The 12,651-nt window shown below is 43.8% G+C and carries 12 protein-coding genes and 2 other annotated features; all 12 genes read right to left on the bottom strand.

What is annotated here, in order from left to right; translation table 11 throughout:
- Positions 1-186 precede the first annotated feature (186 nt).
- Positions 187-1,023: an amino acid ABC transporter substrate-binding protein gene (locus tag FFM75_RS08360; protein ID WP_137628725.1), complete on the bottom strand. Its 837-nt coding sequence runs from the start codon at positions 1,021-1,023 to the stop codon at positions 187-189.
- Between the two features lie 11 nt (positions 1,024-1,034).
- Positions 1,035-1,676 carry an amino acid ABC transporter ATP-binding protein gene (locus FFM75_RS08365; RefSeq protein WP_137628726.1) on the bottom strand — a complete coding sequence of 214 codons (642 nt, stop codon included), beginning with the start codon at positions 1,674-1,676 and terminating at the stop codon, positions 1,035-1,037.
- A gap of 12 nt (positions 1,677-1,688) precedes the next feature.
- Positions 1,689-2,330, bottom strand: a complete 642-nt coding sequence (locus tag FFM75_RS08370; protein WP_137628727.1) for an amino acid ABC transporter permease — start codon at positions 2,328-2,330, stop codon at positions 1,689-1,691.
- Between the two features lie 164 nt (positions 2,331-2,494).
- Positions 2,495-2,727, bottom strand: a binding site (T-box leader).
- Between the two features lie 47 nt (positions 2,728-2,774).
- Entirely contained in the window at positions 2,775-3,581 is an 807-nt protein-coding gene (gene minD / locus FFM75_RS08375; protein ID WP_137628728.1) for a septum site-determining protein MinD, read from the bottom strand.
- Complete coding sequence (locus tag FFM75_RS08380; protein ID WP_137628729.1) at positions 3,581-4,249, bottom strand: septum site-determining protein MinC; 669 nt, start codon at positions 4,247-4,249, stop codon at positions 3,581-3,583. Before FFM75_RS08380 ends, minD begins: the two co-directional genes overlap by 1 nt.
- A gap of 22 nt (positions 4,250-4,271) precedes the next feature.
- The gene (mreD, locus tag FFM75_RS08385) at positions 4,272-4,790 is read right to left on the bottom strand and encodes a rod shape-determining protein MreD (RefSeq protein ID WP_137628730.1); all 519 of its coding nucleotides are present in this window, start codon (positions 4,788-4,790) and stop codon (positions 4,272-4,274) included.
- 13 nt (positions 4,791-4,803) lie between these two features.
- Positions 4,804-5,649, bottom strand: coding sequence for a rod shape-determining protein MreC (mreC, locus tag FFM75_RS08390; protein ID WP_137628731.1), 846 nt, complete (start codon positions 5,647-5,649; stop codon positions 4,804-4,806).
- A gap of 70 nt (positions 5,650-5,719) precedes the next feature.
- Entirely contained in the window at positions 5,720-6,724 is a 1,005-nt protein-coding gene (locus FFM75_RS08395) for a rod shape-determining protein (protein ID WP_130845781.1), read from the bottom strand.
- A 222-nt stretch (positions 6,725-6,946) separates the two neighbouring features.
- Positions 6,947-7,588, bottom strand: coding sequence for a JAB domain-containing protein (locus tag FFM75_RS08400; RefSeq protein ID WP_137628732.1), 642 nt, complete (start codon positions 7,586-7,588; stop codon positions 6,947-6,949).
- A 38-nt stretch (positions 7,589-7,626) separates the two neighbouring features.
- Positions 7,627-8,946, bottom strand: coding sequence for a bifunctional folylpolyglutamate synthase/dihydrofolate synthase (locus FFM75_RS08405; RefSeq protein WP_223876641.1), 1,320 nt, complete (start codon positions 8,944-8,946; stop codon positions 7,627-7,629).
- Positions 8,947-9,014: 68 nt separating this feature from the next.
- A complete protein-coding gene (locus FFM75_RS08410) occupies positions 9,015-11,684 on the bottom strand; it encodes a valine--tRNA ligase (RefSeq protein ID WP_137628733.1) in 2,670 nt (889 codons plus the stop codon).
- A 47-nt stretch (positions 11,685-11,731) separates the two neighbouring features.
- Positions 11,732-11,957: a binding site (T-box leader), on the bottom strand.
- Positions 11,958-11,995: 38 nt separating this feature from the next.
- Positions 11,996-12,490 (bottom strand): thiol peroxidase, encoded by a 495-nt coding sequence (gene tpx, locus FFM75_RS08415; protein ID WP_137628734.1) that lies wholly within the window; start codon positions 12,488-12,490, stop codon positions 11,996-11,998.
- Positions 12,491-12,651 lie beyond the last annotated feature (161 nt).

Genomic DNA, 12,651 nt, shown 5'->3' on the forward strand with positions numbered 1-12,651 from the left:
CAGTATGCCCTTTTTAGTTTGTTTTACAAAAAAGGCGTCGATGGATTTTATCCATCAACACCAAATATCATAGAGCCGATTTAACGCAGCCTTTGTCTACTGACAACGCTGCGTTTTTTTGTCATTTGCACTGCCAAATCAATTGCCATAAAAAAAGTCAGCCGCAGCTGACTTTCATACACACACTTAATTTTCAACGTTTTGATTCCCGAACCACTTCTTGTTAATCTTTGCTAGCGTCCCATTGGCTTTCAAAGTCTTTAAGCCAGCATTGATTTTCGCCTTCATCGTCTTATCGCCTTTACGTAAGCCAACTGCAAAGTCTTCGGACTTAAAGTTACCTTGTGTTTCTTGATAATCTGCTGAATTGGATTCATGCTTGATGTAATAATTAGCGTAAACACTATCAATCAACAATCCTTTAATCCGCCCAGCATTTAAATCCAAGAAAGCATTCGTAAACGTATCGTATTGAATTGGCGTTTTCTTAGCAATTTTGTCTTTTAACAACTTCGGATTATTTTCCAATGATTCATAACCCGATGACCCAGATTGAACCCCGAGCGTCTTGCCCGTCATATCGTTAAACGAATTAATGTGATTTTTCTTTAATGAGACCAATACTTGCTTATTCTTCAAGTAAGTGTCACTAAAGGCCACTACTTTTTCCCGTTGTGGGTTCTTCGTATAGCCGTTCCAAATCAAATCAATCGTCCCATTACGCAATTCGGTGGCATTCATCGACCAGTCAATGGTTTGAAAGCTGACCTTAATCCCATACAACTTAAAAACTGCTTTGGCTAAATCAATATCGTAACCAACTAGTTTCCCTGATTTTTCCCGGAACCCCATTGGCACAAAGCTGTCATCTAACCCGACAACTACCGTACCGCGTTTTTTGATTTTGGACCAAGTATCTTGCGTATTCGCCCGCGTGGTCACATTTTCACAACCAGATAGCGTCCCTGCCAGACCGACTAGGACGACCAGCAGCAGGCCTAATGACATTAGTCGTTTTTTCATCCTGCCACCCCCTACTTCGTCTGGTTCGGTTCAACATGTAACATATCGTCAGCGATATTTTCCGCAAAGGTCAAATCATGGCTAACGACGATTTGCGTCACGCCATCAGCTTTTAACCCTAAAATCAGCTTTTCAACTTCTTGCCGTAAGTTCGGATCCAGCGCTGAAGTTGGTTCATCGTAGCATAAGACATTGGGTTTCATCGCTAATGCCCGCGCAATCGCAACCCGTTGTTGTTGCCCACCGGACAATTGATAAGGGTATTGGTCACCGTGATCACCTAAGTTCAACCGATCCAATAACTTTTGGGCTGTCGCTTTAGCATCATCGGCACTTTCTTTTAAGACCATCGTTGGTGCTAACGTAATGTTTTGTAACACCGTTAAATGTGGAAACAATTGAAAGTTCTGGAAAACGACCCCAATAACACTTTCATTAGTCCGATTCGTATAAGGATCAAATGGTTGGCCATCAATTAAGAACTCGCCACCATCAACTTGTTCTAGTCCAGTAATACAACGTAGTAACGTCGTCTTCCCAGCACCGGAAGGGCCGACGATACTTAAGATTTCACCATCTTTAACGGTTAAATTCAACTTATCGATGATCGTCCGGTCACCGAAACGCTTGGTAATATTTTTAAGTTCTAACATACGACCGCCTCCTTATTTCCAATAACTGTAGTGTTTTTCGATCCGACCTAAGACGAAAGTCGTGACTGCTGTTAAGAGTAAGTAAATCACCCCGACAAGCATCAATGGAATCAACGTCACATCACGCGCAGTGGCCACATTACCCGCACGTAGCAGATCGCCTAGCCCGATAACGTAAACTAACGATGAATCTTTAATCAAGTTGATGACTTCATTCCCAACGGATGGCAACACGATTTTGACCACTTGGGGAATCACGATTTTACGAATAGTTTGTGCATAGCTTAAACGTAATACCCGGGCACTTTCATATTGACCATTATCAATTGATTGTAACCCACCACGGAAGATTTCCGCAAAGTAAGCGGCGTAGTTTAAAATGAACGCGAATAACGCTGCTTCATACCGTGGAAAGACGATGCCGATTAATGGGAAGCCATAAAAGACAACAATGAGTTGTAGTAACAGTGGCGTCCCCCGCATGAGCCAAACATAAAAGTTGATCAACCATTGCAACGGTTTAATATTAGAAATCAACCCTAAACTCAAAACCAACCCTAATGGTAATGACCCGACCAACGTCCATAAAAAGATTTGCAGCGTCATACCGGCGCCAGATAATAATGATGGCAAAATTTCAAAAATATAGTGCATGTGCATTCCCTCCCAATTCGCTAAAACAGTCACAAAAAAAGTCCTCTTGAGTCATTGCTCAAGAGGACGATTCGACGCGGTGCCACCTCAGTTCGTAGCAACTTCACAGTTACTACCTCATGGAGTTTAGTGATAATAAAAAAATCGTCCCTAGGTCTAAAACCTAAGAGGACGATTTCTATCGCGGTGCCACCTCATCTTTATCAATTGCTCACACAACTGAACTCAGCGAGTTTATCACTAAACTCCGCCGCTAACGAGGCCAACCGAAACAGCTTACTTTATTCAGCCATTCAACTCACAGATGTGGTTCGTCATTTAAACGTGATCGACTTTTCACCGCCGTCGACTCTCTGCTCACTGTCTAATCAACTACTCTTCTGTTCTCTGTTTTTTAATGTTGTTCTCATACTAACCAAAATTAGCTGAGTCGTCAAGGATTAATTACTTATTCCGATGAAAAATTCCGGCAATACGCGACCAAACCCCTGTTTTTTGCGTTTCAATGTTCATCAATGGCACAGTTTCGCCCTCAATGCGACGGGCGATATTCCGATACCCTTGTGAAGCTGGATTCTTAGGATCAAGCACGATTGGTTCCCCATTATTTGACGTCCGAATCACCGCATCATCATCAAAGACGATTCCTAATAAATCGATTGACAAATGGTGGGTAATTTCATCGATATCCATGGTTTCCCCGTCTTGCATCATGCGTTGCCGAATCCGGTTGATCACTAATTTAGGTGCTTCAGCTAATGGATATTGTTCCAATAACCCAACAACTCTATCAGCATCGCGAATTGCAGAAATTTCTGGTGTTGAGACGATAATCGCCGCATCGGCACCAGCAATCGCGTTCATAAACCCTTGTTCGATTCCCGCGGGACAATCTAACAAGACATAGTCAAAGTCAGGCTTTAATTCATCAACCACGGCTTTGACTTGGTCGGGATTCAACGAGTTTTTATCCGCATTTTGTGCAGCTGGCAATAGGTATAATAAGTCATCAAACCGCTTATCTTTAACTAATGCTTGGCGCAACTGCGCCCGATTTTCCACAACATCGACAATGTCGTATAGAATCCGGTTGTCTAACCCCAAGATGACGTCCAAGTTACGTAAACCGATGTCTAAATCGACTAAACAAACTTTTTTGCCCATTAAGGCTAACGCCGTCCCGAGATTGGCAGTCGTGGTCGTTTTACCGACGCCCCCCTTACCAGAGGTAACGACAATTGCTTTTCCCATTAAACATGTCCTCCGTTCTGAATGAATAATTTAGGTCGTACGCGTTTTAACTGATTTAATGGTTGATAATCCAAGGTTTGAATATCGTTAATATAAACGACATTAGCACCTGGCACGGTCTTTTCAAGATCAACTAACTCCAACAATTCGCCGACGCGAACTTTGGGGACCGTCGTTAATTGGCTAACGATGACGGCATCATTGTGGTCAGGATACCCGGCCTCTAATGCACCAGCCACGTCACCCATCACAAAGATGTTTCCAGTCGCCCGCAAAACACCACCTTTATGAATCTTGCCAAAGAACAAGACATCTCCCGTAATAGTCACAACTTGGCCATTACGAATGATTTGATTCACTAAATGCACGGTATTGCGTTCAATCATTGCCATGGCATCCGCATTCAAAATGACGTCAGCCGTCAATTTATGAATGCTAAACAATGGGTAACGATTGATCATCTTCGTCACTTCTTGCGTTTGGTCGGCAGTTAATAACCGACCTTCGGTACTCATATCAAACGAGATTTGCTTGTCAGTCGTATTATCAATTTGCAACCGGTCTAACAAGGTCTTTAAGTCAACCATAATCTCATCAAAGCCAGCAGCCTGCCGAAAGATCAATTCATAGCCATCATTGCTGGCCTTTAAAACCACACTTTGTTGCATGTTTTGAATTCCTTTCTACCGACTAACTCGCTTTTAGATACAACTGCCGTACTGGATAATACAAGATCACAAACAAGGCTAAGTTGACCGCAATGGTTGGGCCTAACGTGTAGACCGCAAAGTCGGCTAAATTACTCGTAATCACTTTACCAATTAAGTACCAAACGTACACGAAGGCTTCCACAATCGTTAAATTAATGATATAAACCATCAGCATGGTCAGGAAGTTTAAATCCAACCATGGCTTAATTTGACGACTGATATAGACAACCAATGGTAAAGCCACTAAGTAGACACCGAAAATCCCAGTATAATACCAGTCAAAAACCAGCCCGGCTAAAGCAGCCCACAGGCCTACTGGCAGATCGTCACGATCATCTAAAAAGATGGCGAACACGATCCACAGTAAGACTAAGTGCAACACACTAGAATACGGATACTTGAATAGGTGACCCGCAAAGACGTTTGATAATGAACCGTCTAAAAACAAGGCGATAAATAACCCGATTGGGAAGATAATTCTTAAACGTGAATATCTCAATGCCGTACCTCCCCTACTTGACTGCGACGGTGACCACCGTTAAGTCACTCAAGTTAGCGGCTGGCGTAATCCGAATTTCGGAAGCCAAGCCGTAATCATCTTGTTTCACACTAGCAACGGTCCCAACATACAAGCCCTTAGGTGTCACACCACCTAAACCACTTGTCACGACCTTGTCGCCTTTTTCAATCTTGGTCTTAGACGTAACTGAACCCATTTCGATTAAGTTACTGCTCTTATCGTAACCAGTGACGATCCCATTAACGGTACTACCAGACTTGTTTGTGACTTGAATCGCAAACTTATCTGCTGATGAACTGGAATTAGAAATCAATTCAACTTTAGCATTCGTTTGGTTTACTTCGACAACGCGGCCAATTAACCCTGATTGCGACATCACTGGCATGTTTTTCTTAATCCCAGAAGTGGCCCCTTTAGAAATCACGAATTGATTCATCCATGATGATGGGGTCCGAGTTAAGACATTCGCCGTGACTGCCGTATAGCTGGTTAAAGATTTATTTAACTTCAATTCTTTGCGTAATTGTTTATTTTCCGCTTGTGCGGTTTGCGCATTGACCTTAGCTTGGGCTAATTGATCAACTTGCTTCTTTAATTTTTGATTTTCTTGATAAGTGTTCAATAAATCGGATACCGAATTTGAAGCCCCTTGCAACCCATTGACGGGCCAAGCAATCACCCGGTCAACTGCACCAGCCACATCGTTCCCAAATTGTTGGATCAACGGTGGCGTTGACTTCTTATTACGGATAGCGACAGATACGCTCATCAAGCCGAAACTGATGATTAAGACAATGATGACGATTACCAGTTTACGGTTGGAAAAAAACTTTTGCATGTTGAACCCCCGGTCGAAAATTCAATTAGTTAACAATAAATAAGCGGGAAGTCATCTTCCCGCCCACCTGTTATCGCTTTTTCATAACATCGATGCTTTTAAGTGATTCACCAGTCCCAACGGCCACACAATCAAGTGGTTCGTTAGCAATAAATACTGGCACTTTAGTCGCATCAGCAATGACTTCGGAAAGATTCTTCAATAAGGCGCCACCACCGGTCAAAACAATCCCGTGGTCAATCACATCAGAAGCGATTTCTGGGGAAGTTTCTTCAAGGGTTTCCTTAATAGCCGAAATGATTTCTGAGACGATTTCTTGAATCGCTTCAGCGACATCAACCGCCGAAATTTCAACCGTCTTAGGTAAGCCGGATAATAAGTCCCGCCCACGAATGGTTGAGCTTTCAATGTCTTTAGCTGCTTCCAAAGAAGCAGAACCGACATCGATTTTCAATTGTTCAGCCGTACGTTCACCAATCAAAAGATTGAACTTTTGACGGACATGATAAATGATTGAATCATCGATCTTGTCGCCGGCCATTCGAATCGAACGACTTGACACGATCCCACCTAAGGAAATCGTTGCCACGTCGGTCGTCCCACCACCAATATCAACGACCATGCTACCGGTTGGATCCATAACTGGCAAGCCAGCACCGATCGCCGCAGCAAATGGTTCTTCGATGACATACGCGTCCCGTGCACCGGCTACTCGAGTAGCATCGATAACGGCCCGCTTTTCAACTTCAGTTACACCGCTTGGCACACAAACCATGACATAAGGCTTACCATTAGAACGGCCTAATGTCTTTTGAATAAAGTACTTCATCATAGCCACGGTGGTATCGTAATCTGCAATAACCCCATCTTTCATTGGCCGAATCGCTACGATACTAGCTGGGGTTCTCCCAATCATATCCCGTGCTTCTGAACCAACGGATACGATTTCACCAGTCTTCGTGTTCTTCGCAACCACGGATGGTTCTCGTAGTACGATTCCCTTGCCGTCAACGTACACAATCGTGTTGGCAGTACCGAGATCGATCCCGATATTCTTTGTCCCAAATCCGAACACTACATTCATCCCTTCATCATTTACAATTTAATTATTTTATTAGTCATAATAGTAAGTATTATAGCATAATAGCTCAGCATTAAAAACTTGCCTGAATCCTAGCATACCGTAATCTATTAAAAAATACAGTCCCATTATTGAACTTAGATAAAATTTAACAAAAAACGCGATTAGTCAGAATTATATTCCGTCCTAACCCCGTTATTTTACCACATTCTTTTCTCAATCCGTATTACAATTTAACAACCCTTGGGCTGCAAAACTAAAGTAATCGTTTTCACCGATAACAAAGCTATCCAAAACTGGTATACCTAATAAATCACCACTCGCAACCACCCGATTAGTAAAGGCAATATCAGCCGTTGACGGGGTCGCATCCCCACTAGGATGATTGTGGGCAACCACAACTCGCGCCGTAGTGGTTTGTAAAGCCACTTGAAAAATCTCACGCGGGTGCACTGGACACGTATTAAGGGTCCCCTGAAAAATCACTTGCCGTCGGGTAATCTGATTTTTAGTATCCAAACATAACAAAACTAATTGCTCTTGCGGTTGCCCCGCAAAATCATGTTGGAGTTGTTGTCCTAGGGATTGACTCCCAAAAACTTGGCCTAAGACGACCCGCGGTTGCCGTTGCAACAATTGGCCGCAACGTAACGCCGTCAACAAATTGGCCCAGATTGGATCAGCTGGCAAAGTTACTGGCCAACTCGCCACTTGATCGATCGGATAACGTTGAATGAACTGGCGTGCCGACTGTTCGGCCTGCTGATCATCGGTTAAGACTTGCTGAAAGTAATGTTGGATTAAGTGGTGAATCTGAATCGTCCAGTCTGATGTTGTCGTGATGGCTTGAATATTCATCGCAATTGACCTCGCTTTCGTCAGTCAACTCCGTAAAACTAGGCCTCACTCGTTTTAAAATAAGCCCGCACATCCGAAATGAAATATAGCGACCCCGTTAATAACAAGATATCGTCACTAGACATTTGCTGGGTCACCTCAACTAGCGCTGACTGCCAATCCGCAAATATCGGCGCTGTCTGACCGGTTGGTAACTCAGCTTCTAACATTGTTGGATCAGTCACGGTACGCGTCCCTGGACCAGCAAACTGGGTCAACACCAAATGTACATTGGGTAATGCCGCTAACGTTTGAATCATCTGTGTATGTTGTTTATCGGCCAAAATGGCTAACACCAAATAAACGGTTTGTTGACCAAAGCGCGCTTTAATGGTTGCCGCCAGTTCGGTCATGGCTGGTTCATTATGGGCCCCATCAATCAAAATCAAGGGATCTTGATTCAAGACTTCTAGTCGTCCTGGCCATTGCGTTTGGGCAAGTGCCTGGCGAATATCACGAACCGCTACTGGCGTTTGTTGCAAGCGATGATAAGTCAAATAAGCTTGGAGCGCCACAGCGGCATTGTCTACTTGATAATCACCTAATAACGGCGTTGTTAACCCTTTAAAATGCGCATCAGCATTATTAAAGTCAAAGCGTTCACCCCAGCCTTGGGGTGCTAATAGCTTAGTCGTAAACGTCTCACCAAGCGTTTGTAATGGGGCCTGTCGTTCAGCAGCGGTGGTTACCATCACCGCTTGGGCTTCCGCTGGGAGCTTGCCGACAATCACTGGTACATTGGCTTTAATAATACCCGCTTTTTGGGTGGCAATCGCCGTCAACGTATCTCCCAAGATCTGCATATGATCGTAGCCAATCGTCGTAATCACACTGACTTGTGGCGTCCAGACATTCGTCGAATCATACAACCCGCCTAGTCCAACTTCGATCACGGCAACATCAATTGGTTGGGTGGCAAAATACAAAAACATCATCGCCGTGATGATTTCAAATTCAGTGGGGCCACCCGTGGGCAACGTCGCATCCAATTGGGCAACCACTGGTTCAACTTGTTGAACTAAAGCCACCAAATCGTCATCACTAATCGGTGTGCCATCGACACTGATCCGTTCATTAAACCGGACAATAAATGGCGACGTAAACGTGCCGACCGTTAACCCGTCGGCCATTAGTAACTCACGTAAATCGGCGACCGTGGAACCTTTACCATTCGTGCCGGCGACATGGATACCAGTCACTTTTAATTGTGGATCACCTAACGCCTGTAAAAAGGTGCGCATCCGGTCTAATGTCGGTATCTTTTTGAATTTTGTTCGGCCATGAATAAAAGCTAATGCCGTTTCATAATCTTGAATCACATCGAGTCCTCCCCTTCGCTAGCAAAAAAGCCTACGTGTCAACTCACGTAGGCTCTTTTGACGCAACTTTAAGCTTGCGCTTTAATATCAGCCAAGCGTTGCTTAGTGGCAGCTAACTTGGATTCGTTATCTGCTAATTTTTCTTTTTCGCTATTCACAACGTCTTCAGGGGCATTGGCAACAAAGCGTTCGTTACCAAGCTTCTTAGTTGCACGTGTGACTTCACTTTCAAACTTTTGTTGTTCTTTTTCAAGCTTTTTGATTTCTTCATTCAAATCAACCAATTCAGCTAATGGAATATAAACTTCCGCATCACTGATCACTTGAGTCATTGATAACTTCGGCGCAGTCACATCGGCCCCAATCGACAAGGTCTTTGGATGTGCAAAACGTTGAATATAATCTTCATTGGTCTTGAAGACAGTTTGTAACCGTTGGCTATCCGTCTTGATCAACACGTCAACGGTTGACGACATCTTCGCGTTAGCTTCGGCGCGAATACTCCGGACAGCGGTGATCAATTCGATCAATGAGGCCATGTTGGTTTCAGCTTCAGGATCATCAAATTCAGGATGATCAACAGGGTAATCCGCAACTACTAAGGACTTGCCTTCATGTGGCATCGATAACCAAATTTCTTCAGTCACAAATGGCATGATTGGGTGGAGTAACCGCAACGTTTGGTCTAAGACATAGGCCAAGACGTTTTGGGTATTAGCCTTAGCTTGGGCGTCATCGCCAGTTAAGACTTCCTTACTCATTTCGATATACCAGTCACAGAAGTCGTTCCAAATAAAGTTATATAAAGCACGGCCGGCTTCACCAAAATCAAATTTGTCAAAGAGCACCGTCACTTGTTTAACCGTATCGTTCAAACGACTTAAGATCCATTTGTCAGCCAAGGTCCAGTCACTTTGAGCTGGTAACGTTGGCTTGTCCATATCGCCTAAGTTCATGATGACATAACGACTGGCATTCCAGATCTTGTTGATGAAGTTCCAAGCGGCATCCATCTTCGTGTAACTGAAACGAACATCTTGTCCCGCCGTTGAGCCGTTAGATAAGAACCACCGTAATGAATCGGCACCATACTTCTTGATGACATCCATTGGATCAATCCCATTACCTAATGACTTACTCATCTTGCGCCCTTGTTCATCACGAATCAACCCATGTAATAAGACATGGTCAAATGGCCGCTTACCCGTAAATTCAAGGCTTTGGAACATCATCCGTGACACCCAGAAGAAGATAATGTCATAACCAGTAACTAACGTATTCGTTGGGAAATAACGCTTGAAGTCTTCAGCGTCTTCATCTGGCCAACCTAATGTTGAGAATGGCCATAAGGCACTTGAGAACCAGGTATCCAAGACATCTGGATCTTGTTCCCAGTTTTCAATATCCTTTGGTGGTTCAACATCGACGTAAGTTTCACCCGTCTTCTTGTTGTACCAAGCTGGGATTTGATGCCCCCACCAGAGTTGCCGTGAAATAACCCAGTCATGGACGTTTTCCATCCATTGATTAAAGGTATCTTCAAAGCGATCCGGCACAAAGTCAACTTTATCGTCGGTCTTTTGGTTCTTCAATGCTTGTTCAGCCAATGGTTTCATCTTCACGAACCATTGTGTTGATAAACGCGCTTCAACTTGAACCCCGGTCCGTTCGGAATGCCCAACACTATGCACGATTGGGTCGATCTTAAGCATCAAGTCTTGATCTTCCAAATCCTTGACCATTGCTTTACGTGCGGTAAAGCGATCTAAGCCTTCATACTTGCCCGCATTGGCATTCATCGTGGCATCTTCATTCATCGTATTGATTCGACGCAAGTCATGACGATTACCGACTTTAAAGTCATTAGGGTCGTGAGCTGGCGTAATCTTAACCATCCCAGTCCCAAATTCAGGATCAACATAAGCATCGGCGATAATTGGAATTTCACGGTCAGCCAATGGTAAGACCACTTTTTTACCAACTAAGTCTTTATAACGTTCGTCACTCGGGTTAACCGCTACGGCTGTATCACCCATCATCGTTTCTGGACGTGTCGTCGCAATTTCGATGTAGTGCTTGCCATTAAACGTATAATCCTTGTCAACGAATGGGTATTTTACGTGATAAAAGGCCCCTTGGTCGTCTTTATGGATCACTTCAATGTCAGACAACGCCGTCCGCGCTTGGGGATCCCAGTTGATGATGTATTCGCCACGATAAATTAAGCCTTTTTTGTATAACGTGACAAAGACTTTTTTAACGGCGTCGGATAACCCGTCATCCATCGTGAACCGTTCACGTGAATAATCTAAAGATAAGCCTAACTTAGCCCATTGTTGTTTGATGATTGACGCATATTCGTCTTTCCAATCCCAAACTTGTTGAATGAACTTTTCACGGCCTAAGTCGTAACGGCTAACACCTTGTTCACGCAACTTGGCTTCAACCTTGGCTTGGGTTGCGATACCGGCATGGTCCATCCCAGGTAACCAGAGCGTATCAAATCCTTGCATCCGCTTTTGGCGAATGATGATATCTTGCAAGGTCGTATCCCAGGCATGACCTAAATGCAACTTACCCGTTACATTTGGTGGTGGTAAAACGATGGAATAAGGTTTCGCTTTTTTGTCGCCTGAAGGCTTGAATAAATCTTCGTCCAACCATTCTTGATACCGGCCTTGTTCAACAGCGGTCGGGTCATATTTGGTGGGCATATCAGTCGTTGGTTCTTCTGACATTTACTGCACATCCTTTCGGGTACTAAAAAAGTCCACTCATCCTAAATACATAGGACGACTGGACTTCGCGGTACCACCTAATTTTAAAGAGGACTAGCCTCTTTACACTTAAACGTTGTTGTTAACGAACGGGCTATCCGTCCGGTCGACCCTACTTAAAGTTCAGGCCAACAGCTCGCAAGCTACTTTCACTTAACTTGGATTGAAAACTCACAGTCCCGTTTTCTTTCTGATAATCACCCGTTAAGTTACTCTCTTGCTCATTGCTTGAATGTTCCCATTGTAATGAATTTTCAAGCCGGCGTCAATTATTATTCGAATTGTTTTAACGCATCTAAAGCCGCCACATAGTTTGGTTCGTGGGTCATTTCAGGTACGATTTCGTGATAAACAATCTTCCCGTCAGCATCGGCAACGTAAATTGCCCGTGCTAAAGTCCCGTTATTTGGCAAGTATAAGTTCGTTGCATAACCAAATGATAACTCTTCATCGGAAACGACCGTTAAGTTCTTAACGCCTTCTTTAGCACACCATCCGGCTTGATCGGCAATTGAGTTATTAGAAACTGCAATAAACCTCACATGTGGATACTGGTCAGCTTGTTGGTTAAACTTACGGGTTTGAATCGAGCAAACGCGGGTATCAATATCGGGCATGACACTAATCAACGTCGGCTTACCTAATAAATCCTTGGTCTTTAACTTTTCGTTATGCGTCGTAAATACTTTAAACTTTGGTAATTGGTCCCCATCAGTTAATGGTTCGCCAGCTAAATCTAAAGCTTGATCATGAAATCGTACTTGCACGTAAAACACCCCTTCAATGACTTAATAATGACAACGTCACTAGTCAACGCTAGTATGAGTTAAATTTACCGCAAAGTTGGTCGCGTCGCAAATGTTAGGACTAGTTTTTTGACTTTTAATCATCCGCTTCGTCGTCCAACCAATACCGAGGCGCACCACCT

The sequence above is a fragment of the Lactiplantibacillus daowaiensis genome (assembly GCF_005405085.1).
Taxonomy (GTDB): Bacteria; Bacillota; Bacilli; order Lactobacillales; family Lactobacillaceae; genus Lactiplantibacillus; species Lactiplantibacillus daowaiensis.